Genomic DNA, 25,480 nt, shown 5'->3' on the forward strand with positions numbered 1-25,480 from the left:
GTACGCAGAAACGGGTACGCTTTTGGATGAAAATGAACCGCAAACCCAATGGATATGCGGTTCTTACACCTCGGCAATATTGCATGCCGAGGCGTGTTCTAAACACTCAGCCGCCAAGGTAGGCTTCGAGCACGCGCGGATTGCCCAGCAGATTTTTGCCGCTATCAGCCAACACGATCTCGCCAGTTTCCAACACGTAGCCGTGCTGCGCGATCTTCAACGCCTGGCGCACGTTCTGCTCGACCAGGAAAATCGTCAGGCCCTCGGCATTGATGGTGCGCAGGATGCGGAAGATCTCCTGGACGATGATCGGCGCAAGGCCCATCGAGGGTTCATCCAGCAGCAGCACGCGCGGGCGAGCCATCAACGCGCGGCCGATCGCCAGCATCTGCTGCTCGCCGCCCGAGAGGTTGCCCGCCAGACCATCGATACGTTCCTTCAGGCGCGGGAACAGGTGGAACACGCGCTCCAGGTCGGAGGCGATCTGGCCCTTGTCCTTGCGCGTATAGGCGCCCAGCTCCAGGTTTTCGCGCACCGTCATCGTGGTGAGCGTGGCGCGCCCTTCAGCCACCTGCACGATGCCGCGCTCCACACGCTTGTGGGCAGACAACAGCGTGACGTCGTCGCCCTCGAACAGGATCTGGCCGCGCACATCACCCTGCGACTTCGGAATCAGCCCCGACAGCGCCAGCAGCGTGGTCGATTTGCCCGCGCCGTTTGCGCCAACCAGCGAGGTGATCTCACCGGCCTTGAGCGCAAAGTCGATGCCCTTGACGGCTGCGATGTGCCCGTACGACACATCCAGCCCTTTGACTTCCAGCAAGGTGGTCATGCCGTCTCCTTCTGCGCGGCATCGCCGTTCGTTTCATCGTCATCATCGCGGCCCAGGTACGCCTCGATGACCTGTGGATCGTTGCGGATCGCTTCGGGCGGCCCTTCGGCAATGATGCGGCCGAAGTTGAGCACCGCGATGCGCTCGCACAAGCCCATCACAAAGCGCATGTCGTGCTCGATCATGAAGATCGTGTAGCCGCGCGCCTTGATGTTTTCGATTTCGGTCATCAGGTCGACCTTCTCGCCCGTGTTCATGCCGGCGACGGGCTCGTCGAGCAGCAGCAGTTTGGGCTCGGTCGCCAGCGCGCGCGCCAGTTCGAGCTTGCGCTGGTCGCCGTATGAGAGGTTGTCGGCAATGTCATGCGCCTTGTGGTCGAGCTTGACCCACGAGAGCAGCTCGAGCGCACGGTCGCGCGCGCGGCGCTCGGCGGCGCGGTACTTGGGCAGCGACAGCAGCAGGCCCGGCGCACCGTAGTCGAGATGTCGGTGCATGCCCACCACGACGTTTTCCAGCAGCGTCATCTCCTTGAAGATGCGGATGTTCTGGAACGTGCGCGCAATGCCCATCTGCGTGATCTGGTGGGGCTTCTTGCCGACCAGGTTCTCGCCATTGAACGTGAGCGAGCCACCGGTGGGTGCCAGCAGACCCGTGATCAGATTGAACACCGTCGTCTTGCCGGCGCCGTTCGGGCCGATCAAGCCAAAGATGCTGCCCTGCGGCACTTCAATGTTGACGTCCTGCAAAACCGACAGGCCGCCAAAGCGCTTTGAAATGGAAGTGAGTTTCAGCATGGCGGCCTCAGTGCGATTCATTGGAAGCAGCCGGCGTGGTGCCCGTACCCGGCATGGTGCCGCCGCGCTTGATGCCGAACCAGCGCGCGAAACGCGCCGGATCCCAGATGCCCTTGGGCAGGAACAGCACGATCACCATCAGGATCACGCCGTTGACGACCAGGCGGAAATCCTTGAACGCACGCAGCAGCTCGGGCAGCAGCGACAGGATCAGGCTGCCGAGCACCGGGCCCGTCAGGCCATTCGTGCCGCCCAGAATCGTCATCGTGAGAATTTCCACACCGCGGTCGAAGCCGAATTCGTTGGGGCCGATGAAGAACGTCAGGTGTGCATTGAGTGCGCCCGCGAGTCCGGCGATGGCCGCACCGAGCGTGAACGCCAGCAGCTTGGTACCGGCCACGTTGATGCCCATGAGGCCTGCGGCGGTTTCGTCTTCCTTGATGGCCTCGAATGCGCGGCCCACCTTCGACCGACGCATGCGCGCCAGCACGAACAGCGTGGCCAACACGGCCAGCGCCACATGCCACCACTCGGTCAGTTGCGGAATGCCGTTCAGGCCCAGCGCGCCGCCGGTCCAGTTCTCGGTGTTCAGGATCAGCACGCGCACGACTTCGCCAAAACCAAGCGTGGCCATGGCCAGATACACGCCGGAAAGACGCAGCGTCGGCCGGCCAATGACAACGGCCACCACGGCCGGTGCCACCATGCCGCCCAGCAGCGCGACCGAAAACGGCATATCGGCGTTCATCGTCAGCAGCGCGGAGGTATACGCGCCGATGCCCATGAAAGCCGCATTCGCCATCGCCAGCAGGCCGCACGACAGCGTGAGATAAATGGACAGCGCCAGCAACGCGTTGATGCCGAGCGTGAGCACCAGGTTGCTGTAGACCGACCAGAAGTTGTCGAACCATTCCATGTCGTCGGTCTCCTTATGCCTTGCGTTCGAGCACCTTGCCGAACAGCCCTTGCGGCCGCACCAGCAGGATCAGGAACAGCAGACCGAACGCCACCGCGTCGCGCATGGTCGAGCCGATGTAGGCCACCGACAGCACCTCGGCAAAGCCGAGGAACAGCCCACCGAGCATCGCGCCGCGAATATCACCCAGGCCGCCCAGGATGATGACCGCGATGCCCTTGTGCAGCATCGGCTGGCCCATCAGCGGGAACACGGCGTTGGAGTACAGGCCGATCAGCACGCCCGACAACCCACCCAGCGCCGCGGCTGCAAACGAGGTCAGCAGGAACAGCCCTTCGACGTTGATACCGAGCAGCGCCGCCGCCTTGGGCGACTCCGCAATCGCGCGCAGTGCGCGGCCGAGCTGCGTGCGCTTGAGCAGCAGCATGAGCGCCGCCATCAGCGCGAAGGACAGCACGATGATGCTCAGCTCCAACGGCGTGAGGTGAATGCCCCCCAGGTCCAGCGACGCATCGGACACGAGGCCTGCCGGGAAGCGCAGGTTCTCCGCCCCAAACACGCCCTGCATAGCGTTATTGATAGCGATGCCCGCACCGATGGTCCCGATCATCGGAATCAGGTGGGGCGCATTGCGGCGGCGCAGCGGGCGCAGCAGCAGCACATCGATGACGAGACCGGCCACGCCGCTCACGACGAAGCCGACGGCCAGCGCCGCCCACAGCGGCAGTTCGAAGTGGAGGACGACCTGCAGCGCCGCATAGGCGCCCAGCATGAAGACCGCGCCGTGCGACAGGTTGATCACGCCCAGGATGCCGAAAACCAGCGTGAATCCCAGGGCGAACAACGCATACACGCAGCCGAGCGACAGCGCATTGACGAGTTGCTGTTCCAGCATGATGAATCAGAGTGAGGTGCGGCCGAACGTGACCAAAGCAGTCACCAAAGCAGCCACAAAAAAAGCGATGGGGCGTAGGTTTAGCTACGCCCCGCGTTTCGGTTTCAACGAGAACCGAAGGTTACTTCTCGATCGTGTACTTGCCGTTCTTGGTTACGCTCACGATCGGCGTCTGCACGGCGTCGTAGCCGGCCGGCTTACCACGTGCCGTCACCTGACGGAAGGCAAACGCACCGGTCGCGCCGGTGTGCTTGACTGCCGGCAGTGCATCGCGGATCGCCTTGCGGTCGGCTTCGAGGTTGCCGCTGAACTTGACCGTCTTCAGCGCCTTGCTCGCGATGTACATGGCGTCGTACGCCTGCGCCGCAAACTGGTCCGGCGCTGCCTTGTACTTGGCGGTGTAGGCGGTGATGAACTTGCTGTTCTCGGCCGTGTGGTTCTCGATCGACCACGGGCTGCCCACCCACAGGTTGTCGGACTTGTCCTTGGCCAGGTCGAACACCTTGACCGAGTTCATCCCATTGCCGCCGATGATCGGCACGTTCAGGCCAAGCTGGCGCGCCTGCACCATGATCGGACCACCTTCGGCAATCAGCGCCGACAGCACGATCGCGTCCGGGTTCGTCGCCTTGATCTTGGTGAGCTGGGCCTTGAAGTCGACATCGCCCTTGGCGAAGGTCTCGGTGGTCGTCACCGGAATCTTCAGGTCTTCGAGCGCCTTCTTGAAGTTGTCGTAGCCGCTCTTGGTGAAGACGTCGTCGTTGCCGTAGAGCACGGCCACCTTCTTCACGCCGGCCTTCTTCACAACGGTCTGGATCGTGGCCGGCAGCACGTCGGCTTCGGTCACGGAATTGCGGAAGACGAAATCGCCGATGCTGGTGATGCCGTCTGCGGTGTTGGAGGTACCAAAGGCAACCGTCTTGGACGCCTGTGCGATCGGATCGGCCGCCTGTGCCGAGTTGGACAGCGTGGGGCCGAACACCATCGCCACCTTGTCTTGGAAGATCAGCTTCTTGAAGACGTTGATGGCCTCCTCCTTCTTGCCCTGCTCGTCTTCGATCACCAGCGCGATCTTGCTGCCGTTGATGCCGCCCGCAGCGTTGATCTCATCAGCAGCCAGCTGGAAGCCGTTGCGGATGGCCACGCCGTACTGGGCTGCGCCGCCCGACAGCGCTTCGGCCACACCGATCTTGATGTCCTGGGCCGCAGTTGCCGCGCCCGTTGCGATTGCCGCCCCCGCAGCCACTGCCGTCAACAGCAGCCGTTTGATCATTTTTTGCATGCGAACCTGCTCCTTGTTTGTCCGTCGCGATTGCTTGAATGCGATTCGTCTCGAAGATGCGCTGGCCCAACACCGTCGCTCCCCCGCATGCGCCCTGCATCGCGTCCGGACGCTCGCCTGCCGGGTTTCGCGCCACAAAGACAAACAACGTTGGCGAAACGGCGGAAGACCTGCCGGGCGAGCGATGCCGGATCGGGCATGCGTGCGCCGGGAGTGCGTCGGAGTGTGAAGCGAAGGCGCCATGGGTACAGCGCTCTTGTGCGACGCGCCGGGGTGGCCGGCACGTGCAGTCAGTCGCCGGACTTTACCGGAAAGCGCACGACCGTGCGATAGGGGATTGTCCGCCGCCCGGCCTGGGGGACGGCTATTGCGGCGCAATATTGCCTGCGCGATACCGTCAAATCGACGTGGAGCGTACCCGTTTCTGCGTGACTTGCGGCACCGCGAAATTAGCCTGTCGAGAGCTCGTCGGCGCTCACAAACAACCCCTTGCCACGCGATTTGGCTTCGTACAGCGCCTCGTCGGCGGCTTCGAAGACGACGCTCTGCGCCAGCGTGCGCGCGTCGAAGGTCGCGATACCGATGCTCGCGCCAACCTGCACCATCGCCTCACGCAAGCGAAACGGCTTGTTGCAGACGGCAAGAATATTGGCGGCGACCGTCTTCGCGTCGTCCGGGTGCGACAGGTGCTCCAGGATGACGGCGAACTCGTCGCCGCCAAAACGCGCCACGCCGTCGTACGGGCGCACGGCGCGCGCCAGGCGCTGCGCGAAAGTGCGCAGCAACGCATCGCCAACGGCGTGCCCGTGCGTGTCGTTGACCACCTTGAAGTGGTCGAGATCAATCAGCAGGAGCGCTCCGGTGGATCCGTTCACACGCGCCTGGTCCAGCGCCGCCAGCAGGCGCTCTTCAAAGCCGGCCCGGTTGGCCAGGCCGGTGAGGTGATCGGTGGTGGTCAACGCGCGCAGGCGCAGCTCCTGCTTCTTGCGCTCCGTGATATCGAGCGTGACCGAATGCACGCCCGTCACGCGGCCTTGCGCATCGAACTGCGGAAGGTAGCTGACCTCTTCGCACCGGTACAGATCGCGGCCGCGGAGTTCGCGCTCGAAGACCATCGTCTCGCCACCCAGCGCACGCCGCAACGCATCGCGAAGGCTGCTGTAAGCATCGTCACCCACGACTTCACGCAGGGTCTGTCCGAGCATGCTCGCGGCCGATCGCCCATACGCTTTCTCGTAAGCGGCATTCAGGAAGCGGAAGCGCTCGTCGATGTCGATGAAGGCCACCAGCGCGGGCAGCGCGTCGGTCACGGTCTGCAGCGTTTCGCGGCTGCGCTGCAGCGCTTCCTTGGCGGCCCTGTCCTGCGTGATGTCGCGCATGACCGACGAAAAGTACTCCATACGCCCGGCTGGATCGCGGTGCGCGATGATCATGTGGTTGATCGGCACGACCTGACCTTCAGCACCTCGCGCGGTGGTTTCGCCAATCCATACCCCATCGCGCGCGGCCGCAGGCACGGCCACCTCGCGCAGCCAGCCCATCGTCTCGGGTGGGTAGAAATCCGCAACGGTCAGGCCTTGGAGATTAGCATCCAGCGCAATGCCGGCAAACCGGCGGCCGGCCGGATTCATGTAGGTGATGTTGCCCTGTACGTCGCTCTGCGCAACGAAGTCGGTGGTGGAGTCGAGAATCTTGGTCAGCACGCGCGAAGCCTGTTGCGCCCGCGCCCGTATGGTGATGTCTTCCATGACACCAACGTGGCCGACCACCTCGTCGTCTACCCGCACCGGCGCCGTCGTGACCACCAGCAATCGCTCGCCGATGCCGGGCACGATCACACGCTGCTCGGCGTTGTAGCCGGCGCCTCGCGCGACCGCATCGCGCCAGCCGGCCATGGTGGCATCGCGGTCGTCCGGATGCAGGCGCGCGAGCCATACATCGGCCAGCGCCTCTTCATGCGTGGCACCAAGCAGGCGGCGGTACGCCTCGTTGGTATAGACGGTCCGGCCATCCGCATCCGAGCGAAACAGCCCGAGCGGCGAAGCATCGTTCACGGCTTCCAGCTCGGCACGCTGGCGCATGACCTCGCCCATCAGCCTATGGAACGCTGTCGATACGGCATCGATTTCCGCGGAAGCACCGTCCAACTGGAGCGGCGGCGCGTTGCGCAAGTCCGTGGCCGATAACTGCGTCATGGCGGCATGCAAGCGGCCAAGCGGGCGCAACAGCCACAGCATCGCCGCCCACACCGATACGCCAATCAGCGCCGCCAGCACCAGGAGCGACCAGCGAAAACGCTGACGCATGAGGAATAGCTGGCGGTTTGCCTCGGCGCCGGGCAGCACGGCAGCAAGCGTCCAGCCCGCCGCGATGATGTCTTGCGTGGTGACCACGTCGCCGCCAGGCTCAGGCAGCGCATCCGGGTCCGCGCGGAAGGCCGCAGCCGCCACAGGATCGGCATCCAGCGGCGCAAGCGTCTTGTCGGCCTCGGGGTGCACGATATAGATAGGGTTGTCGCCTCGCGTGATCAGGTAGACGTGGCCGGTCTGGCCCACGCGCGTGTCGCGCAGGTCGCCCAGAAAGTTCGGCTTGAGGAGGTACAGCGACGCGCCGATCAGCCCGACGAGATTGCCGTCCGGATCGTGCACAGGCGCGGCCATGATGACGATGGGCTCTCCGCCCACGCGGTTGCGAAGCGGCGCGGAGATGGTCGGCTGATCGACGACCATGACCTGCTTGAAGTAATCCCGATCTGAAATATCGATGCCGACCACCCCCTCGCGGTGCGGCGAAGTGGCCGTCACCTTACCCTCGGCCGAGGCCAGGAACACGCCGTCGAACAGGCCGCTGACCGGCTGGATGGATCGGTAGAACGCCGCTTCCTGCGCGGGGCTGTCGAACCGCACGGTGCGCATCTGCTGCGCGGTGCGCTCGAGCACACCCAGGTAGGTGTCCAGCCGCTGCTTGAGATCTTCCGCCGACTCCTTGACCAGGGCCGTCTGTTGCACCTTGATCTGCGCCATCACCTCGCGGCGGATCGGCTCGCGCTGCGACCAGCCGAACAGGCTCACCACCGTCACGCTGATGACGGTCGCCATGATGGCCGCCTGCGACTTCAGGGTCAGTTTCATCGGACCGTCGGCTGGCACCGGCGCCCCTCGCGACCGGTGTCTTGTTGTGATGGGAGGGCAAACACCATAGTGCTATGCCCGCCGGTCAATGTCGAGTCGCCGCGGTGTCTAACGGCGGCTGCAGACGTACGCGGCGGAGCGCGCAGCGAGCGTACCGGAGCGGATGCGCATCCAGTGCGCGCCGGCGGCGGTATCGGTATCGAGCGTGGCGCCGTCGGGGCCGCGCACCACATAGTCGACCAGGCGGATGCGTTGGCGATGGCAGTCGATCTCCTGGCGCGAGAGGATCACGGTGCCGGGCCGGTAGCGGGCCCCATGGGCGCGGCGTTCGCTGCGCCTGAGCACCGTGCGCGCCAGAAAGGTCTTGTGGCCGGTACGGTTGGAGCGCAGCGACGTGCGATCGATGGAAGCCACGACGGATGTCGTCGTCAGGTATTCGTGCCAGCGTCCAGCCTGGGCAGGCACCGCCATGCCAAAGGCGCCCACGCCGACACCGCATATCCAGATCCACCGCCACATCATGCGTTTCACGACCGTCCGTCCTGCCATATCAAGAAGCCAAGAAGCGGCACTGCTGCCGCAGGCACATATTGTAACAATCGGTCCGCAAGACTCGCGCCCGCGCCCTCAGGTAGCATGCGGCCACCTTCATTGCCTCAGCTGCGCCATCCGCCATGCCCACCGTCGCCGTGTCTGCCCTCGTTGCCCATGCCGTCGCCGCTTTGCTTATCGCAAGCGTGCCGGTCGTGGCGTGGTTCTGGTTGCGGCGGCGCTTTGACCTGGCGTGGCGCGACATCGGCGTGGGCGCGGCGGTGTTTGTCGTGTTTGCGCTGATACTGGAACGCACGCTGCACCTGTATCTGCTGCAGCTCAACCCGATCACCGCGCGCTGGCTGCGCATGCCCGTGCTGTTTGTCATCTACGGCGCGCTGATGGCCGGTTTGTTCGAGGAAAGCGGCCGCTGGCTTGGCCTGCGTTTTCTCGTGCGCAAGCCGGGGGGTGCCGCCACACCTGTGGCCTACGCGCTCGGTCACGCGGGCATCGAAGCGTGGCTGGTCGGTGCGGCATCGCAGGCGCAGATGGTGATGTTCGGCATTGCCGCCAACCGCGGCGAGCTGGAATCGCGCCTCGCGGCCAGCGGCGCCGATGCCATGGTCGGGACCATCCACGCCATGCTGGCGCAGCTCTCGCCGTGGCTCGCGCTCGGTGCGATCAGCGAGCGCATTGCCGCGATGCTGATCCAGTTCACGCTCACGCTGGTGGTGTGGCACGCCGTGCGGCAGCGGCGGTTTGTGATTGTCGTGCTGGCGGTGCTGCTGCACGCGCTGGCGGACGTGCCCGCTGCGCTGTACCAGGTACGTGTGCTGCCCTTGGCAGTGACCGAAGCAATCTATGCCGTGGCGGCCGTGCTGCTGGCAGCAACGTGCTGGCCCCCGCAAGGCGGCCGCAAGATCGGCGAATCCTCGCTGCGCTAACTGCTGCGGAAGCGGTCCGGCTCGATCCCGTGCCGGTTGAGCTTGTCGTACAGCGTCTTGCGCGGCACGGCCAGCAGATCGGCCGCACGGGCAACGTTGCCCTCCGTCGCGCGCAGCGCTTCCTCGATGGTGGTGCGTTCGACCGCCATCATCCGGCCCGCCAGGGAATGCTGGCTCGCTTCTGAAACCACGAGGCCGTCGTCCAGGCCGAGGCAAAAGCGCTCGGCCACGTTCTTCAGCTCGCGCACGTTGCCAGGCCAGTCGTGGTGTTGCCAGCGCATCATGTCCTGCGCAGACCAGTCGGGCGCCGCACGCTCGTAGCGCACCGCGGCCTGCTGCAGAAAGTGGGCCATCAGCAGCGGAATGTCTTCGGCACGCTGGCGCAACGCCGGTAGCGCAATCGACACGACATTCAGGCGGTAATACAAGTCCGCGCGGAACTGCCCGTGATCGGATGCATCCTTCAGGTCGACCTTGGCGGCGGCCACCACACGGCAATTGACCGGCACGCTCGCGTTGCTGCCCAGCCGTTCGATGCTGCGTTCCTGCAGCGCGCGCAGCAGCTTGGCCTGCAGCGACAGCGGCATCGATTCGATTTCATCCAGAAAAAGCGTGCCGCCATCCGCATATTCCATCTTGCCGATGCGGCGGCGGTTAGCCCCCGTAAATGCGCCCGCCTCGTGGCCGAACATCTCGCTCTCGAACACGGATTCCGGCAGCGCCGCGCAGTTGAGCGCGACGAACGGCCCGCGACGTCGGCTGCCTTCGTGAATGGCACGCGCGAGCACTTCCTTTCCCGAGCCGGTCTCGCCCGTGACGAGGATGTCCGCATCGGTCGGTGCCAGTGCGGTGACGAGCCGGCGCACGTTCTGCATGACGGCGCTCTGGCCGATCAACGGGTACGCCTGCCGGCCCTGCAGCGCTTCGCGCAGACGCAGGTTTTCGGACGTGAGCCGGCGTTTTTCCAACGCGCGCCGCACCACATCGACGAGGCGCTCGGAGTGGAACGGCTTCTCCATGAAGTCGTAGGCGCCGGCGCGCATGGCAGCCACCGCCATCGTCACATCGCCATGACCGGTGATGAGGATGACGGGCAACTGGCGGTCGTGCTGCAGCATCTCTCGCAGCACAGCAATGCCGTCGCGGCCGGGCAGGCGCACGTCTGTGACGACCACGGCGGGCGTTTGCGCGGCGAGTGCGGCCAGCGCGCTTTCCGCATCGGCAAAGGATTGCACGGGCACATCCGCCAGCGTGAGCGCTTGCTCGCAGCCCAGGCGCACCACGTCATCGTCTTCGATCAGGAAGACGGGCGCGTGGTCGATGGGGGAAGGGTCCGGCGTACCGTGTTCAGTCATGTCGGTTTCACAACGCGTTCGAGCTCGATGATGAATTCTGCGCCACCCGCATCGTCAGCCGCATTGCGACCTTCGAGCCGGCCGCCAAAGTCTTCGATGATCGCCAGCGAAATCGCCAAGCCGAGCCCCAGGCCCTGGCCATCGTCCTTGGTGGTGAAGAACGGCTCAAACAGGCGCGGCAGCACGTCGGCGGGAATGCCCGGGCCGAAGTCGCGCACGGTGATGCGTACCCATTTCTCGATGGGCTGGACGCTCACGCGCACGATCGCCGATTCGGCTGCGGGCGCCTCGGCGGTGGCGTCAATGGCGTTGCGGATGAGGTTGACGAGCACCTGCTCGAGCCGCACGGCATTGGCCCAGACCGCAAGATCCGTCGGCAGCGGGTCCGCCATTACCGTTACGCCGGCCTGGCGGCGACGCGTCTCAACCAGCATCAGCGCCTGGCGGATGGCCTCGTCCACCGAGACGGCCGCGCGTGCCGCATCGCCCTTGCGCGAGAACGCCTTGATGTGCGAAACGATACGCCCCATGCGCTCGGCAAGCTGGCTGATGTGCGTGAGGTTGCCGCGCACTTCGTCGATGCGGCCGCGCTCGGCAAGCTGGTTGGCGTTGTCGGATAACGTGGTCAGCGCGGTGAGCGGCTGGTTGAGTTCGTGCGTGATGCCGGCGGCCATCTGGCCGAGCACGGCGAGCTTGCCGGCCTGCACGGCGGCATCGCGCGTTTCGCGCAGGATGCGTTGCGCGGCATCGAGCGCTTCGACCTTGCCGGCCAGCGCGGTGTTGGCGGAGGTCAGCTCCGCAGTGCGCTGGGCGATGCGCGCTTCCAGATCACGCTGGATCTCGCGCAGCGCGGCGCGCGCGCGGTGCTGCTCTTCACGCCGGCGCGTACGCAAACGCAAAGCAACGAGTACGGCGAAGATCAGCGCCATCGCAAACGCGGCGCTTGCACCGGCCACCAGCGCGGTGCGCTGCTCGTCGCGCGGGTCGATCAACACGGCGACTTGCCAGCCGAGCAGGCCCACCGGGCGGTACTGGACGCGCAGTGTCGACACCGATTTTCCGGGCAATGCCACGCGCACGGTCTGCGGGGGATGGTCCGCAGAAAAGGGTACGCTCGCAGCTTGCCCATCGCTCATCCCGAGCGGCGTGAGGATGTGTGGGGCGTACTGGCGCGTCGCGTCGAGTGCGGCGCGCTGGTCCGCGCTCAAGGTGCCGAGCGTGCGGTATTTCCACTCGGGTACGGACGACAGGAAGATCACGCCGTGCCGATCCACCAGCAGCACCGTATCGCCGCTGCGCGACAACGTGGCCTCGAACGCATCGAGGTTGACCTTCACGACCACCACGCCGATCGGCTTGTTGTCTTCGCGCACGGGAGCGGCGACGAAATAGCCCGTCTCGCCCGTGGTGTTGCCGACGCCGTAAAAGCGACCGAGCCCTTCGCGCATGGCCTCGACAAAGTACGGGCGGAATGCGTAGTTCTGGCCGACGAACGAGGTCGGCAGATCCCAGTTGCTGGCCGCAATCGTGAGGCCGGTCGTATTGATCAGATGAGCGGCGGCCAAGTCGGTGGCCGCCTGGACTTCTTTCAGATAGGCGTTGGCCGCGCGACGCATGACGGCGTCGCCAGCCTGGGGATTCTCTTGCAGCGCGACGTGCAGCACATGCTCCAGCGCCGCCAGCCTCGGCAATGACTCATAGCGCGCCAGCGTGCTGCGTAGGTTCTGCGCATAGAAAGTGGTGCGCTGGCCGGCCTCTTCAGCACGCGTGGCGACGTAGCGCTGCAGGGCGACGGCGTACGCGCCCCACCCCGCTGCTGCGCAGCACGCCGCCATGGCCAGCGCGACGGCCACGCGCCAGCCACGCCCGCGTGCGGGTTGGGCAAGGTCGGCATGGCCGTCGGTTGGCGACATGGGTTCAATGTTCGATGCGGGAATGCTCGCGAGTATCGCGCATGAACACGTACACCAACAGCGACAGGAAGATCGTGCCCGTCACATACCAGTAGAACAGCGATTCGTGGCCCGCCTGCTTCAGCCACAGCGCAATGTACTCGGCCGTGCCGCCAAAGATCGACACCGTGAGCGCATACGGCAGACCCACGCCCAGGGCGCGGACCTCCGCGGGGAACAGTTCCGCCTTCACCACCGCGTTGATCGACGTGTAGCCCGAGACAATCACCAGCGCGGCCATGATCAGGAAGAAGGCCGTCCACACGTTGGTGGTCTGGCTGATGCCGGTCATGATGGGCACGGTGAACAGCGTACCCAGCACGCCGAACGCAATCAGGATCGGACGGCGGCCAATGCGGTCGGACAACCCGCCCACGATCGGCTGCAGCATCGCGAACAGCAGCAGCGTGGCGCCGGACACCAGCGTCGCCGTGTCCTTTGACAATCCCACCGTGTTGGCCAGGAACTTCTGCATGTAGATCGAGTACGTGTAGAACGCCACCGTACCGCCCATCGTCAGTCCCACGACCGTTGCAACGGCGCGCGGATGCTTGGCCAGTTCCGACAGCGTGCCGCGCTTCTTGTTTGCCTTAGCGGCAGTAAAGGACTGCGTTTCCTCCATGTGCGAGCGCATGGCCATTGCCACCAGCGCACACAGCGCGCCGATGAAGAACGGAACGCGCCAGCCCCACGCCTCAAGCTGTGCCGGCGACAGCACGAACTGCTGCAGCACGATCAGCAGCGCCAGCGCCGTCAGTTGGCCGGCGATGAGCGTGACGTACTGGAAGCTTGAATAGAAGCCGCGGTTTTCCTTGTTGGCGACTTCGCTCAGGTACGTGGCCGAGGTGCCGTATTCCCCACCGACTGACAGGCCCTGCAGCAGACGGGCCAGCACCAGCATCACCGGTGCCGCAACGCCGATGGTCGCGTAGCTGGGCGTGAGCGCAATGATGAGCGAGCCCGCGCACATGAGCACCACCGAGAAGAACAGTGCGCGCTTGCGGCCGTAGCGATCGGCGTAGATGCCCATCAGCCAGCCGCCCACCGGACGCGCCAGGAAGCCCACCGCAAACACCGCCGCCGTATTGAGCAGCTGCGCGGTCTGGTCGCCCTTGGGGAAGAAAGACTTGGCAAAGTACAGCGCGAACGCCGAGTAGACATACCAGTCGTACCACTCGACCAGATTGCCAACCGAACCGGAGAAGATGGAACGCAGACGACGGCGTACGTCTGCGGGAGTGTCTTTGGTGGGGGCCTGCGCGGGCGAAAAATCGCCCGTGACCGCACCAGCCTGAGGCTGCGTCATGGTGTCTCCTTGGAGCGTTGGCGGCGGCCTTTGCTGGTGACATGTCGCACATAGAACTGCATGTGCGACGTCCGAGCGGTCCGCCGGTTTATGGGTGGTCGCTCTTATTCAAGAAGCATTCCATGCGAAAAGCAGACGCGCAGATCCGCCGCAAAAGCCCGTGGCGCAAGGCTTTGCAGGAAATCGACGGAACGGTGGACGACGGGAGGAGTGTGCGGTTTCTCAGAATCGACCGCGGCGAACTGTGCGGAAACCCGCACGATCGATTCTGAGAAAGGGAGAGGCGAAGCTCAGGCGGCCACGCTCAGCGGAATGGTGTCGCGGACCAACGAATCCAGTTCGGCGGACACCTCTTCATGCGTTGCGGACAGGCCTAGACGGTCATGCAGATACGCTTCAAAGTCAGCGCGCACTTCCGGATGGCGCAGCGCAAACTCGACCGTCGCCTGCAGGTAACCGAACTTGCTGCCGCAATCGAAACGCTGACCACGGTAGCGATAAGCCAGGATCTGCTCTTCAGCGAGCAGGCTCTGGATGGCGTCGGTCAATTGCAACTCGCCGCCTGCGCCCGGCTTCAGATTGCGCAGATGATCGAAGATGCGCGGCGTCAGGATGTAGCGGCCGACCACGCCCAGATTGGACGGCGCATCCTTGGGCGCCGGCTTTTCGACAATGGCATCGAGCTTGACCAGACGGTCATCCCATTCGCGGCCGGCGACCACGCCGTACGAACGCGAGGCTTCTGGCGCAATCGTCTCCACGCCCACGATGGAGCAACGATAGTGATCGTAAAGCTCCGTCATCTGCTGCATGACGGGCGGCTGGTTGTCCAGCAAGTCGTCCGCCAGGATCACGGCGAAGGGCTCATCGCGTACCAGTTTCTGCGCACAAAGCACGGCGTGGCCGAGACCCAGGGTCTCGGGCTGGCGGACATAAAAGCACTCGACGCCGGACGGTTTGATGGACTGCACCATCTCCAGCAATGCGTGCTTGTTCTTGGCGGCCAGCTCAGTTTCCAGTTCGTAGGCCTTGTCGAAATGGTCTTCGATAGCGCGCTTGGCGCGGCCCGTAATGAAGATCATCTCCGTAATACCCGCAGCGGCAGCCTCTTCCACCGCATATTGGATCAGCGGCTTATCGACGATCGGGAGCATCTCTTTCGGGCTCGCCTTGGTGGCGGGTAGAAAACGTGTACCGAGTCCTGCCACGGGAAACACGGCCTTGGTGATCTTCTCGTTCATGACAACTCCATTGGTGAGACGTAGCGTCATGAGCAAGTCATATGCCAGCGCAAGCCCAATGCCTCAACCCTTTGATGGAGCAACCATTTGGCGTGCCGCCGGCAATATCGCGGGCCCCGCATCGGCGCCATTCCTACAACCCGTTGCAACTCCGTCGCACCAACTTTCAGCGCCGAAAGTCGAAAAGCGTACCCAATTCTGCGTGCCGGTTTGTGCTCAATTTGCCGTCGGCCGGACCAATAAGCACCCGCCGACAAGACATTAGAAATCAGGAAGATGGCTTGACCCAGCCGCGCGAGACGGGCGCGTTGCGCTCCGGCGTGCGGCGGTAGGCATCAATCTGCGCGTTCAATTGCGCGACTTCGGCCTCCAGGGTGCGGATACGCTGGCGCAATTGATCGGCTTCGTTTTGCGTCTGCTGGCGCACCGCATCGTTCTGCAAACGCAGAAAGCGCTCCGTACCCGCCAGCGCGCTGGCCGCCCCTTCCAAGCGCGTCACGGTCTCCATGGTCTGCTCCAGGCGCTCAAGGGTCGCATCGGTCAACTTGGGCGGCACGGCAGGCGCGGTGGCAAGCGCCTCGCCAAGACGGCGCTCCAAGTCGGCCATGGCAGCCTGCAATTGCCGATTGCGGGCAGCTTCGTGCTCCAGAGCGCGCTCGGCCACCTCGGCGCGAATGCGCGCTTCCATCCATTCGGCGCCTGCACCGGGCGCGCCAATGGCGCGCGAGGCGATGCGGTTTCGCTCATCACGTGCCGAAAGCGTACCCGTTTCTGCGTGAGCCAACGGGATCGGCCACGTCTCAATCGCGTCCGCGGCGACACCGTTTGCAACCGGTCCGCGCCCCTGCGCGCGGTCTACCGCCTTCTGCAACGTCGTATTGCTCGGACGTCGGCGCACTCCCGCCTCTGCCAACCACTGTACGTAGCGCCGAACGCCGTAAATACGACGTGTCACGGCCTGAACGGCTTCGATCACCTCATCCAAGAACACCGCGTTGTCGTGCGGGAAGGCGATATCCAGCCTCCGGATCGCTTCAACGATCCGCTGCTGCTGCTCAGCCGAGAAATAGAGACCAGGGCGTGCCATAAGGGCTATCAGGTGTACTTGCAGTGTACATCAAGGGTTAAAAACCTCAAATACCTTATTAAATGCTACATTATTTATTTATTGCTTAACTGTAGTTGCAGTCCAGTTCTGGATCGTCGGCTTGGCCTGCCGACATCAAATCTGCTCATTTCGGCGCACGTTGGGTGGTGCCGCGCGCGGCTCTGCGTGGCGTCTCCGAACCTGTCAGCCGACGCAGAAACGGGTACGGTCCACGCACTGACAAGCTTTTGAGCCGTCGAAAATTGAGGCAAAAAAAAGCGCCCCATTGGGCGCTTTCCGATGAGCAAAGCTGTGGCGGAACTACAGTAAAGCGACGTCCAGGCCGAAACGGCTCTTCAGTGCCTCAACCAACGATTCCCGGGCGCCACGATCCCCTAGCTTCACATCGAGCATCACGCGGCCGGAATCCCATTCCTTAATTGTGCCGAGAAGATCACCTTCAGCACTTCGAATCTTGTACTGGCGGCTGACTTCCTTGACCTTTCGGGTGCGCCCTTCCTGAGCCACTTTGCGGATCTGCTCCACATCGCGGCTGGAGAGTCCCTCTTCCAGTACGCGATGCACCAGCTCACGCGTGCGGTCTTCGCCGGCGCTCTTGAAGTACAGCGTCAACTCATATCCGGTCGCGATACCGATGCCAGCTGGTCGCTCCTTCATTACTTCCAGCACCGATTCCGGCAGCTTCAACAGTGCCAACGTCTTATTGACCGTTCCTGCGGAGACGCCGGTAATCTCACAAATATCTTCTTCTTTTTTAACTTTTCCTTCATCTAGTAACTGCCGCCAGGCGATAGCGTTGTCCAGCACAGATTGCCCGGAACGCTGCTCGTTCAAGACGAAGGACAGCCGGTAGAAATCGATGTCTGACAGGCCGTCTTCGATGAAGCAGTCCATCTCGACCTTCCCCGCAGCGGCCAAGGCGCGCTTACGGTAATGGCCATCGATCAGAACATACCAGCCTGGCCGCGCCGGATCTGGCGCCGCCAACCCTGGTGTCTGCTGACCGTGCGTAGCGATGGATGCCGCCCGTTCCTGAACGATCTGCGGATCGTAGATGCGACGGGCGTTGAGCGGATTTTCTTGCAGCCGTTCAAGCGGAACCTTGATCACCCGGCGTTCGGAAGTATTCGCAGGTGAGGGACTTTCAGCGCTGAAAGCGGGATCTGGGGCGGCTTGCCCGAGCAGACCGCGGGGGTGAGAGGTAATCGCTTTTTCTGCCAATGCAAAGCGATCGACCGGTGTCGTTTTGGTCTTTTCTGCGGCAATGCCGGCCAGCATGCCGTCTTTGAGCGATTTCAACTTCGCGCTCATACACGTTCCTCCTGCAACAACTGCAACACCTCGTCGATCAAGGTGTCGACTTCACTCACGGCTTCTCGGGCACCGTACACCCCGTGCACCGTCGCCCCGATCGCTTGGCACTCCCGAAATGCGGAGCGCGAACCGATCATGGATTCCATCAAAGGGATATCACCATCATCACCAAGAATTTCAATTGCTTGCTTCGCGAGCGAGACGCGCCGCTGAACCATGTTCGCCAGCACGCGAATACGCAGCGTTTCGTTGGTGACTTGTGCCTGCTGCGCAAGCGCTTTGGCAGCCACGGCAGCCCACAAATCAGGCGGCGACGGCACAACGGGGATCAACGCAATATCGGAGATAAGAAGTGCACTTGACGATGACGGCGAGTGAACCGCCGGCGGACAATCGACCACGATGTAATCGTAATCCGCCACAAACTTACGGACCTCTCGATGCATGGCGCCACCAGAGGGGGCTAGGCCGATCACCGAAGCCGGAAAGGGCTTGTCTTCCGGCGCTTGAGCGGCCCAGCGTGTGGCCGTTCCTTGCTCGTCCATATCGACAAGCAGCGTCTTACTCCCTCGCAAACCAAGGGTTCCGGCGATGTGCATGCTGACCGTGGTCTTGCCGCATCCGCCTTTCTGATTGAATACCGTTACGATCTTGGCGCTCACTGGGCCTCCACTTTCAGCGCTGAAAGTCAGCAGCGCTCATCTTAGGGAAGACCGCAAGAAAACACAAGATCGATAAAATTCAATTTATACAAATCGCATCGTTGAGACGGGTGGGCGATGCGTAGAACAAGCGATTTTCAATTCACCTAAATTGAGATGTAAATGCGGTCTTTAGCGCATAACTTCATGCGTTCGACCCTGCATTTACGGGCTTCCTAGGTGTTTACCAGCGAGATGCATAAAAGCGACATTTCGGAAAAATGCCGCCCATCGACACTGTGGCTCAAACTGGTTATGATGCTTAGACAGTCGTCTGAAGACTTTGTCTACGCAAGATTCGGAATCAGCCGGTTCTTCGTGCGATGTCCGGATCGGCTGGACGACGTGTTTTTTGTTTTTTAAAGGAATTTTTGCATGGCCACGGGTACTGTCAAATGGTTTAACGAAACCAAAGGCTTCGGCTTCATCACTCCGGACGGCGGCGGCGCAGATCTGTTCGCGCACTTCTCCGAAATTCAGGGTTCGGGCTTTAAGACCCTGAAGGACGGCCAGAAGGTCACCTTCGAGGTGAAGCAAGGCCCGAAGGGTCTGCAAGCCTCGGCGATCAAGCCGGAATAAGTTTCGGGCTGATCGCCTGAGATGAAAAAGGGGAGCTTCTGCTCCCCTTTCTTTTTGTCTGCCGCTTCCGCTGTGCTTCAGGCCAACTTCCGTACGCTGGTGCGCGACGGCTGCAGAATCAACGCCTTGGATGAATCAGCATCCACCTTCGCGTCCGGATAAACAACCAGCACGTCCTTCAGCGCCTTGCGGAACAACGCCCGAAATTTCCGCTCGCTTTCGGTCTCGGTGCCGAATTGCATCTGCAGCGCTTCCCAAGGGATCTCTGTACGCTTCTGGATCGTAAAGAAGCGGTATGTCAGCCACGAATACACATCCAGCGCAAACGGCGACTGTTTGAGCGCCTTCAACGCACGCATATCCACCGGCACAGGCCGATTCACAAGCTCGTTGAAGAATGGCTCAGACAGCACCACGAAGCTCTCGAACATCGAGCCCTGACCCGGCTGCATCGGATCCCACCAGGTCGATAGCTGATCGGCCAGCAAGTAGCCGATGCGATCGATCGACAGCGGTTCCTGATTCTGATTCTGGCTGCTGGGCGCCGACTTGTTCTGCACGATGGCAATCGTGGCAGAGAAGAGCCGAATCATCTGCTGGCGCACCAGCGTCATGGTGCCCCGCTTGCCGCCCGTGGCCATCGGGATGCCCAGGTTGTACATGAACTCGGACAACGAGTTGCCCAGGGAAATGCGCCGATCTTCCACTGTGCCCTGGAATTCGCCGCGCTTCTTTTTGGCCATGATCTCCTTGCCGATCCAGGCCAGCATCAGGCGCGGATACGAGCCATAGGGATAGCCAAAGGAGACGGTCTCGGAGACGATGCGCTGCCGGCCGTTGCTCGCCCGCTCGGAACGCTGTTGCGTGAAGTAGCCGGGCTGGATCATCAGCGAGATGTTACCGCTCGAGCGCGTCCAGACCGGCGGTGCACCTTTGGGAGCCCGATAGGGCAGGGTGACCTGCACGCTGGCACGACTGAGAAAGCCGACTTCGCCGCTCTGCCAGGCGTCTTCGCGCTCCATCGCCTGCGCTTCGTCGAACAGGCGCTGAAACTTCTCTGGCGCGGCAATGACTTGCCCTCCCGAGGGGACGATGATGCGGCCGGGCGAATTGTCGTCCGGTTTCCCATTGGGTGTGAGGCGTTTGGTGACCATGGTGGGCAAGAATTGTTCAGAGCCTTTGTACTAAAACGCCTTCGCCTTGTCACGCAGAATTGGGTACGTTTTCTGATTTTTACTCGTTGTCGCGGGAAGGGCATCGGTGGGCAACCGTTAAGGTTGTCCACGGAAGACCTTTCCTCACTACAAGCTATATATACCTTCTACGTTTACTACAGGTAAACCGTATACGCGGCCCGCAAAGCCTTGCTAGCATTGGGTTCAGTGGGGTAAACCGAACCAGATTCTGCGAGGGTGCGAACCAGATTCTGCGCAATGGCGTACCCGCTTCTGCGCGAAACCGTACCCGCTTCTGCGCATTGGGCGTACCGGAATCTGCGGGGACAACATCATGTTATCCACAGTGTTATCCACAGAAAACAGGGGGCTGGCCCGGCCGTTTCGATGTGTTTCCGCAAGTGCGTACCCGTTTCTGCGGCCGATCTTGCGATTTTGGGGGCTCGTGCAGCCAGTCGGCCACCGAAGCGTACCTGTTTCTGCGTGAATAAGGGCAAATTCCGCGTGTACCTGCGTACCCAAATCTGCGTGTGCGACGAAGCTCGTGATTTTCTTGTCCCAACTCTTGCGCCATTCCAACGAGAGCGAGTGCACGCTTCGAGCCGTCGGACTTGGCGCCATGCGTACCTGTTTCTGCGTGACGGTTCGCCAGCTGCGTACGGCTGGCATTTCAACTGGCCTTCGCACCGGACTGACGAATTCTGAACTTTCATCGCTGAAACCAACACGAGAGGATGCTGTTTGCCGGGGGCCTCGTGGCTCCGCGTTCTGATCCCCGTACCTGTTTCTGCGGGTAAAAAGCCTTATTGGCCAAGGGCTTGGCGAGGCGGCCTGCAGATAAAGCGTACCCGTTTCTGCGGAGCATCGCGCAGAAACGGGTACGGCCGATCCAAAGAGGTTTCCGCAGAAACGGGTTCGCTGTGAGTCGCGGCGTGGCGCCGTCATGCGCAGAAACAGGTACGGTACGCACTTCAATGGCGCGCAGAAACGGGTACGCCTTTGCGCTTCATCAGGCGCCCCTGCTCCTGCAGAAGCTTGTACCCATTTCTGCGAAGGCAAGCGCAGAAATGGGTACGCCAATCGCTAAGCACGCCGCATGGCTCCGGGTTTTCGCAGAAACGGGTACGGTTTGTTGGCCGGGCCCGGCCTCCCGTTGCCGAGGCGATGCGTCTTGCCGGGCGAGTGCACACGCCCGGCGTTTCGGGCATCATGCGCATCCCGCGCGCCGGCCTGGCACTTGGCCGGCGCGTTTTCCATCATTCGATTCGCATGAACAGTATTTCGACCGTGCCGCCTTGGGGCGCCGGAAGCTTGCTAACAGTAGCCTCGCCCCGTGGTGGGCGTGCATCGGGGGAGCCACGCGCAAGACAGCGCCGGCCGGCGATGACACTTCACAACAAGAGGAGACAACCTGAATGACCTGGCTCGCGCGCACCTTCAAGCTCGAGGAACACCAGACCAACGTTCGCACGGAAGTGCTCGCGGGGCTGACGACGTTCCTCACGATGGCGTACATCATCTTCGTCAACCCGAACATCCTGGCTGACGCAGGCATGCCGCACGACGCGGTGTTTGTCGCCACCTGCATTGCCGCGGCGATCGGCACGATCATCATGGGGATGTATGCGAACTACCCGATCGCGATGGCGCCGGGCATGGGGTTGAACGCCTACTTTGCGTACGCGGTGGTCAAGGGCATGGGTTTTACGTGGCAGGCGGCACTGGGCGCGGTGTTCATTTCCGGCTGCCTGTTCTTGCTGGTGAGCGTGTTCCGCATCCGCGAGATGATCGTGAACGGCATTCCGCATTCGATTCGCGTGGCGATCACCGCGGGTATCGGCTTGTTCCTGGGCATCGTGTCGTTGCGCGGGGCCGGGCTGATCGTCGGGAATCCGGCGACGCTTGTGACGCTGGGCGACGTGCACCAGCCTTCGGTCATCCTGGCGGTGATCGGCTTCTTCTTGATCGTGGCACTGGACCACCTGCGCGTGAAAGGCGCCATCCTGATCGGCATTCTGGCCGTGACGGCGGCGAGCTTCTTCTTTGCGGGCAACACCTTCCACGGCGTGGTGTCGATGCCGCCGTCGCTCGCGCCTACGCTGATGCAGCTCGACATCATGGGCGCGCTTTCGGTGGGCATTCTGAACGTGGTGCTGGTGTTCTTCCTGGTGGAGCTGTTTGACGCAACCGGCACTCTGATGGGCGTGGCCAACCGCGCGGGCCTGCTCAAGCAGGGCAAGATGGACCGCCTGAACAAGGCGCTGCTGGCCGACAGCACGGCCATCATGGCTGGCTCACTGCTGGGCACCTCGTCGACCACCGCCTATATCGAAAGCGCTTCGGGTGTGCAGGCCGGCGGCCGTACCGGGCTGACGGCGCTGACGGTGGCGGTGCTATTCCTGCTGTGTCTGTTCTTCTCGCCGCTGGCTGGCGTGGTGCCGGCCTACGCGACGGCGCCCGCGCTGCTGTATGTGTCGTGCCTGATGTTGCGCGAACTGGTGGACCTGAACTGGGAAGACACCACCGAAGCGGTGCCGGCCGTGCTGACGGCGTTGATGATGCCGTTCACGTATTCGATCGCCAACGGCGTCGCGTTCGGCTTCATCACGTACTCGGGGCTGAAGCTGTTCACGGGGCGCATGCGCGAGGTGCCAATCATCGTGTGGATCATCTCGGCGGTGTTCCTGTTCCGCTTCTTCTATCTGTCGGGCGGTCACTGAACGCAAGGGTCTTCAGGCAACACACAATGAACGCGGACTCTCGGGTCCGCGTTTTTTTTGGGAGCATTTGCGCCAAAGCGTACCCGTTTCTGCGTGCGATTTCAGGGCCGAACGTACCCGTTTCTGCGTGCCACTGTCGACGATTCAGTGGCTGAGCGTACCCAATTCTGCGGACGACGTAAGCGACAACTGTCACGCGAATCGTGCCGACAATTGCTTTCGACAATGCGTGAATGTGGTATCCGCGCAGGCGGTGCGTACCCGTTTCTGCGCAATGTATGGAGGATTGTCAGGCGGACGGCAGGGCCAGTTTGCGGGCTGCGTCGGCAATGCTGGCGGCCAGGTCGGCTTCACGTGCGCGTACGGCGATGCTCGGCAGGGCGGCCAGGCCAAGCGCATGGGCGACGTTTGCTGCGGCCTCACCTGCGGCAAGCCGCTCGCGTAAGTGAGCGCCGCGCACGCCGCGCAACGAGGCATTCGCCAGGCGGACGGCCGCATCGGCGTGGCCCGTGGCGCGAGCGTACTCAGCGGCTTCGCCGAGCATGGCCTTGACGATGAGCAGCAGTTGCGAACGCGAGGCGATGCCCTTGCGCTCGCCAAAGTCGCGACGCAGGGCAGGCGAGTCGATGATGGTGCCGTCCGCGCGTCGCGGCGAGCGCTTGCGCACCGACAGCAGCAGCGGCGTGGCTTCGTTCGGTAGCGGCAACGGTGACAGGCCAAAGGCCGCACGGTATTCGCGCAGCGCAGACATCAACGCATCGCATGGCAGCCAGCGCTGTGAGCGGCCTGTGCCGATCGCCAACAGCCAGACCGACGCCGGCAGCAGTGCGTCGGATGTTGCGTGCTCGGCCGGCACGGCGTGCAGCGCCACGTCGCCCATGCGTGCAGACACCAGCTCCGATACACGCATGCCCGCCTGTGCGAGCAGCACGGCGAGGAAGTGGTCGCGCGCCTGACGCAAGCGCGCTTCACGGCCCAAGGCGACACGGGCGCGAACGGCATCGATCATCAATGCCATGTCGGACGCGCCGAGTGCAGTGCCCGGTTCGGGTGTTGCGACGTACCTGGCTGCAGGCGCGCTTGGCGCCGGCACGGTAATGACCATCGCATCGTCATCGAGAAACGGGTTCACGCGCAGATAGCCCGCACGCTGCAGCCAGCCGCAGAGGTTCGCCGCGATGATGCCGCTCTGCCGTGTGGAGCGCGCCGAGAGCGGGCCCCGCAACGGCGTCCAGTTGGCATCGTCGCGTTCAATGCCGCGCGCACTGATCGCCCAAGCGGGCGGTTCTTGCAAAAAGCGCAGATAGGCTGACGCGTCCTCGCGCGCCCAGCTTGCGATCGGCTTACCGAATGTGCGCGCGTACCAGCACACGCGCTCGGCTTCCACGCGGTACTGCGACAGCGTGGAAGCGCTCACCGCGCGGGCGCCAGACGCCCGCGCAGCGAGCCACGCCTGCACGCGTTCGCGCTCTTGCGCGAAAGCCTGCAGATCGGCCTGGGAAGCGGCGTTATCGGGAAGGGGCACGGCATCGGCCGGGCGCGGTTCGAGCATGCGGAGCGGGTGTGGCGCACGAAGACAAAACAGATCGCGCAAGTATAGCGACCCGTATTCAAGCCCAGGCCGCGAGACCGGATTGGAGTGGTCATTCAACCGCTGTGGGCACGCGCCATGCTCAATGCGGGAACGTCGCTTCGTGTGTCGGACGCTTCCGACAAAACGATCGGAACCGGTTCGATAGGCGCGCCTGGATGTGCGCGGCTATCGTCGGCTCCACAAGTCGGCAACAACGTACACGGGCATGCGATGTATGCAGCCCGTTCATGACAGGACTCTCCCTCCGAGGTGGAAGAATGAAGATACAGATCAGGAAGATCGTCGCCGTGCTGGCGCTGGGTTCGTTGGGTGTGCTTGCCGGATGCGGCGGCGGTGACGACGACATCGGGCAGATCATCGGCACCAGCTCGCCGCAATACCGCACGGTGCACGCCAACCCGTTCATCGGCAACGTTGACTTTGGTGTGAACGGCACCACAAAGATCACCAATGTCGGTTTCAAGAACGTCAGCAACTATTTCGGAATTGACGCGACGGCGAGCACGGCCACGGTGTCGAACACGGGCAGCAGCACGCCGCTGGCCTCGACCAGCTTCACGCCCGCAAACGGCCACCGCTACACCGCACTCGCCATTGTGGGTGCCAACGGATCAGCGACGAGCCTGGCGCTCATCGATGATCCGTATAACAAGTCCATCCTCTCAGACAAGGCGCGCGTGCGCACCTTCAACGCTTCGTACAACGCCCCCAACATCGACGTCTACGTGACCGCGCCGAATGTGGATCTTTCGGCCATTGCGCCGACCATGAGCGGTGCAGCGTATGGCGGTGCTGCACCGGCCAGCACGCAGGATTCGATCTACGTCGATGGCGGCACGTACCAAGTGCGGGTGGCGACGGCGGGGACGAAAAACATCATCTTCACGTCGCAGCCGTTCAGCTTGGCCAACAACGCCGACTGGCTGATCACCACGCTGCCGGCCGGCGGCGTCGGTGCCGTGACGCCCAACGCCATTCGCGTGCTCGTGGCCCAGGCCAACGGCGCTTCGCAAACGGCGTCTGAATTGCCCTCGCAGTAACTTCGCTCCACGCCCTATGATGCGGTGCTGCGGCACCGCATTTTTTTCGGCCACCTCGGGAATGAAAACT

21 protein-coding genes are annotated in these 25,480 nt (G+C 63.0%); 5 read left to right on the plus strand and 16 right to left on the minus strand.

The genetic code is table 11. The annotated features are described in order from the left end of the window. Positions 1-106: 106 nt before the first annotated feature. The 7 genes from BM136_RS04865 to BM136_RS04895 form a co-directional block, all read right to left on the minus strand. On the minus strand, positions 107-832 hold the full coding sequence (locus BM136_RS04865; protein WP_092970802.1) for an ABC transporter ATP-binding protein: 726 nt from the start codon (positions 830-832) through the stop codon (positions 107-109). Further along, positions 829-1,626, minus strand: a complete 798-nt coding sequence (locus BM136_RS04870) for an ABC transporter ATP-binding protein (protein ID WP_092970803.1) — start codon at positions 1,624-1,626, stop codon at positions 829-831. Before BM136_RS04870 ends, BM136_RS04865 begins: the two co-directional genes overlap by 4 nt. 7 nt (positions 1,627-1,633) lie before the next feature. After that, positions 1,634-2,542: a branched-chain amino acid ABC transporter permease gene (locus BM136_RS04875; protein WP_092970804.1), complete on the minus strand. Its 909-nt coding sequence runs from the start codon at positions 2,540-2,542 to the stop codon at positions 1,634-1,636. Positions 2,543-2,555: 13 nt separating this feature from the next. Next, the gene (locus tag BM136_RS04880; RefSeq protein ID WP_092970805.1) at positions 2,556-3,437 is read right to left on the minus strand and encodes a branched-chain amino acid ABC transporter permease; all 882 of its coding nucleotides are present in this window, start codon (positions 3,435-3,437) and stop codon (positions 2,556-2,558) included. A 121-nt stretch (positions 3,438-3,558) separates the two neighbouring features. Then, positions 3,559-4,719, minus strand: a complete 1,161-nt coding sequence (locus BM136_RS04885) for an ABC transporter substrate-binding protein (RefSeq protein WP_092970806.1) — start codon at positions 4,717-4,719, stop codon at positions 3,559-3,561. Positions 4,720-5,168: 449 nt separating this feature from the next. Beyond that, the gene (locus BM136_RS04890) at positions 5,169-7,850 is read right to left on the minus strand and encodes a diguanylate cyclase domain-containing protein (RefSeq protein ID WP_092970807.1); all 2,682 of its coding nucleotides are present in this window, start codon (positions 7,848-7,850) and stop codon (positions 5,169-5,171) included. A gap of 108 nt (positions 7,851-7,958) precedes the next feature. Next, the gene (locus BM136_RS04895) at positions 7,959-8,399 is read right to left on the minus strand and encodes a surface-adhesin E family protein (RefSeq protein WP_092970808.1); all 441 of its coding nucleotides are present in this window, start codon (positions 8,397-8,399) and stop codon (positions 7,959-7,961) included. 125 nt (positions 8,400-8,524) lie between these two features. Between BM136_RS04895 and BM136_RS04900 the strand changes: the two genes are divergently transcribed. Continuing rightward, complete coding sequence (locus BM136_RS04900; RefSeq protein WP_092970809.1) at positions 8,525-9,325, plus strand: YhfC family intramembrane metalloprotease; 801 nt, start codon at positions 8,525-8,527, stop codon at positions 9,323-9,325. Here BM136_RS04900 and BM136_RS04905 read toward each other — a convergent pair. The 3 genes from BM136_RS04905 to BM136_RS04915 are packed head-to-tail and all read right to left on the minus strand — an operon-like array spanning position 9,322 to position 13,938. After that, entirely contained in the window at positions 9,322-10,680 is a 1,359-nt protein-coding gene (locus BM136_RS04905) for a sigma-54-dependent transcriptional regulator (RefSeq protein WP_092970810.1), read from the minus strand. The two genes, BM136_RS04900 and BM136_RS04905, sit on opposite strands and share 4 nt — an antisense overlap. Then, positions 10,677-12,593, minus strand: a complete 1,917-nt coding sequence (locus BM136_RS04910; RefSeq protein ID WP_092970811.1) for a sensor histidine kinase — start codon at positions 12,591-12,593, stop codon at positions 10,677-10,679. Before BM136_RS04910 ends, BM136_RS04905 begins: the two co-directional genes overlap by 4 nt. A gap of 4 nt (positions 12,594-12,597) precedes the next feature. Then, the gene (locus tag BM136_RS04915) at positions 12,598-13,938 is read right to left on the minus strand and encodes an MFS transporter (RefSeq protein ID WP_092970812.1); all 1,341 of its coding nucleotides are present in this window, start codon (positions 13,936-13,938) and stop codon (positions 12,598-12,600) included. A 122-nt stretch (positions 13,939-14,060) separates the two neighbouring features. On the opposite strand from BM136_RS04915, the gene BM136_RS25340 reads away from it, so the two are divergent. Beyond that, positions 14,061-14,210, plus strand: coding sequence for a hypothetical protein (locus BM136_RS25340; protein WP_175537080.1), 150 nt, complete (start codon positions 14,061-14,063; stop codon positions 14,208-14,210). An 18-nt stretch (positions 14,211-14,228) separates the two neighbouring features. Here the strand turns inward: BM136_RS25340 and galU are convergent, their stop codons facing one another. The 4 genes from galU to BM136_RS04935 all read right to left on the minus strand — a co-directional run bounded on the left by galU (position 14,229) and on the right by BM136_RS04935 (position 18,263). Then, positions 14,229-15,179 carry a UTP--glucose-1-phosphate uridylyltransferase GalU gene (galU, locus tag BM136_RS04920; protein ID WP_092970813.1) on the minus strand — a complete coding sequence of 317 codons (951 nt, stop codon included), beginning with the start codon at positions 15,177-15,179 and terminating at the stop codon, positions 14,229-14,231. Between the two features lie 268 nt (positions 15,180-15,447). Continuing rightward, complete coding sequence (locus BM136_RS04925; protein ID WP_092970814.1) at positions 15,448-16,266, minus strand: histidine phosphatase family protein; 819 nt, start codon at positions 16,264-16,266, stop codon at positions 15,448-15,450. 321 nt (positions 16,267-16,587) lie between these two features. Then, a complete protein-coding gene (locus BM136_RS04930) occupies positions 16,588-17,598 on the minus strand; it encodes a ParB/RepB/Spo0J family partition protein (protein ID WP_092970815.1) in 1,011 nt (336 codons plus the stop codon). Further along, positions 17,595-18,263 carry a ParA family protein gene (locus tag BM136_RS04935; RefSeq protein WP_092970816.1) on the minus strand — a complete coding sequence of 223 codons (669 nt, stop codon included), beginning with the start codon at positions 18,261-18,263 and terminating at the stop codon, positions 17,595-17,597. Before BM136_RS04935 ends, BM136_RS04930 begins: the two co-directional genes overlap by 4 nt. Positions 18,264-18,677: 414 nt before the next feature. Here BM136_RS04935 and BM136_RS04940 point away from each other — a divergent pair, with 414 nt between their 5' ends. Then, positions 18,678-18,881 carry a cold-shock protein gene (locus tag BM136_RS04940; RefSeq protein ID WP_004632415.1) on the plus strand — a complete coding sequence of 68 codons (204 nt, stop codon included), beginning with the start codon at positions 18,678-18,680 and terminating at the stop codon, positions 18,879-18,881. A gap of 77 nt (positions 18,882-18,958) precedes the next feature. Here the strand turns inward: BM136_RS04940 and BM136_RS04945 are convergent, their stop codons facing one another. Further along, complete coding sequence (locus BM136_RS04945; protein ID WP_004632417.1) at positions 18,959-20,035, minus strand: replication protein RepA; 1,077 nt, start codon at positions 20,033-20,035, stop codon at positions 18,959-18,961. Positions 20,036-21,471: 1,436 nt separating this feature from the next. Here BM136_RS04945 and BM136_RS04950 point away from each other — a divergent pair. Next, positions 21,472-22,776 (plus strand): NCS2 family permease, encoded by a 1,305-nt coding sequence (locus BM136_RS04950; RefSeq protein ID WP_092970817.1) that lies wholly within the window; start codon positions 21,472-21,474, stop codon positions 22,774-22,776. A gap of 289 nt (positions 22,777-23,065) precedes the next feature. Here BM136_RS04950 and BM136_RS04955 read toward each other — a convergent pair whose 3' ends face one another. After that, on the minus strand, positions 23,066-24,328 hold the full coding sequence (locus tag BM136_RS04955; RefSeq protein ID WP_092970818.1) for an integrase: 1,263 nt from the start codon (positions 24,326-24,328) through the stop codon (positions 23,066-23,068). A gap of 299 nt (positions 24,329-24,627) precedes the next feature. Here BM136_RS04955 and BM136_RS04960 point away from each other — a divergent pair, with 299 nt between their 5' ends. Then, complete coding sequence (locus BM136_RS04960) at positions 24,628-25,410, plus strand: DUF4397 domain-containing protein (protein WP_092970819.1); 783 nt, start codon at positions 24,628-24,630, stop codon at positions 25,408-25,410. Positions 25,411-25,480: the final 70 nt, after the last annotated feature.

The organism is Ralstonia sp. NFACC01, from assembly GCF_900115545.1.
GTDB classification, from domain to species: Bacteria; Pseudomonadota; Gammaproteobacteria; order Burkholderiales; family Burkholderiaceae; genus Ralstonia; species Ralstonia mojiangensis.

Excerpts from the sequence above, each read along its gene's own strand:
- BM136_RS04930 (WP_092970815.1), bottom strand. The coding sequence starts at position 17,598 with ATGAGCGCGAAGTTGAAATCGCTCAAAGACGGCATGCTGGCCGGCATT.
- BM136_RS04925 (WP_092970814.1), bottom strand. The coding sequence starts at position 16,266 with ATGGCACGCCCTGGTCTCTATTTCTCGGCTGAGCAGCAGCAGCGGATC.
- BM136_RS04890 (WP_092970807.1), bottom strand. The coding sequence starts at position 7,850 with ATGAAACTGACCCTGAAGTCGCAGGCGGCCATCATGGCGACCGTCATC.
- BM136_RS04905 (WP_092970810.1), bottom strand. The coding sequence starts at position 10,680 with ATGACTGAACACGGTACGCCGGACCCTTCCCCCATCGACCACGCGCCC.
- BM136_RS04950 (WP_092970817.1), top strand. The coding sequence starts at position 21,472 with ATGACCTGGCTCGCGCGCACCTTCAAGCTCGAGGAACACCAGACCAAC.
- BM136_RS04915 (WP_092970812.1), bottom strand. The coding sequence starts at position 13,938 with ATGACGCAGCCTCAGGCTGGTGCGGTCACGGGCGATTTTTCGCCCGCG.
- BM136_RS04875 (WP_092970804.1), bottom strand. The coding sequence starts at position 2,542 with ATGGAATGGTTCGACAACTTCTGGTCGGTCTACAGCAACCTGGTGCTC.
- BM136_RS04880 (WP_092970805.1), bottom strand. The coding sequence starts at position 3,437 with ATGCTGGAACAGCAACTCGTCAATGCGCTGTCGCTCGGCTGCGTGTAT.
- BM136_RS04960 (WP_092970819.1), top strand. The coding sequence starts at position 24,628 with ATGAAGATACAGATCAGGAAGATCGTCGCCGTGCTGGCGCTGGGTTCG.
- BM136_RS04865 (WP_092970802.1), bottom strand. The coding sequence starts at position 832 with ATGACCACCTTGCTGGAAGTCAAAGGGCTGGATGTGTCGTACGGGCAC.
- BM136_RS04940 (WP_004632415.1), top strand. The coding sequence starts at position 18,678 with ATGGCCACGGGTACTGTCAAATGGTTTAACGAAACCAAAGGCTTCGGC.
- BM136_RS04955 (WP_092970818.1), bottom strand. The coding sequence starts at position 24,328 with ATGCTCGAACCGCGCCCGGCCGATGCCGTGCCCCTTCCCGATAACGCC.
- BM136_RS04870 (WP_092970803.1), bottom strand. The coding sequence starts at position 1,626 with ATGCTGAAACTCACTTCCATTTCAAAGCGCTTTGGCGGCCTGTCGGTT.
- BM136_RS04910 (WP_092970811.1), bottom strand. The coding sequence starts at position 12,593 with ATGTCGCCAACCGACGGCCATGCCGACCTTGCCCAACCCGCACGCGGG.
- BM136_RS04895 (WP_092970808.1), bottom strand. The coding sequence starts at position 8,399 with ATGGCAGGACGGACGGTCGTGAAACGCATGATGTGGCGGTGGATCTGG.
- BM136_RS04945 (WP_004632417.1), bottom strand. The coding sequence starts at position 20,035 with ATGGTCACCAAACGCCTCACACCCAATGGGAAACCGGACGACAATTCG.
- BM136_RS04900 (WP_092970809.1), top strand. The coding sequence starts at position 8,525 with ATGCCCACCGTCGCCGTGTCTGCCCTCGTTGCCCATGCCGTCGCCGCT.
- BM136_RS04885 (WP_092970806.1), bottom strand. The coding sequence starts at position 4,719 with ATGCAAAAAATGATCAAACGGCTGCTGTTGACGGCAGTGGCTGCGGGG.
- BM136_RS25340 (WP_175537080.1), top strand. The coding sequence starts at position 14,061 with ATGCGAAAAGCAGACGCGCAGATCCGCCGCAAAAGCCCGTGGCGCAAG.
- galU (WP_092970813.1), bottom strand. The coding sequence starts at position 15,179 with ATGAACGAGAAGATCACCAAGGCCGTGTTTCCCGTGGCAGGACTCGGT.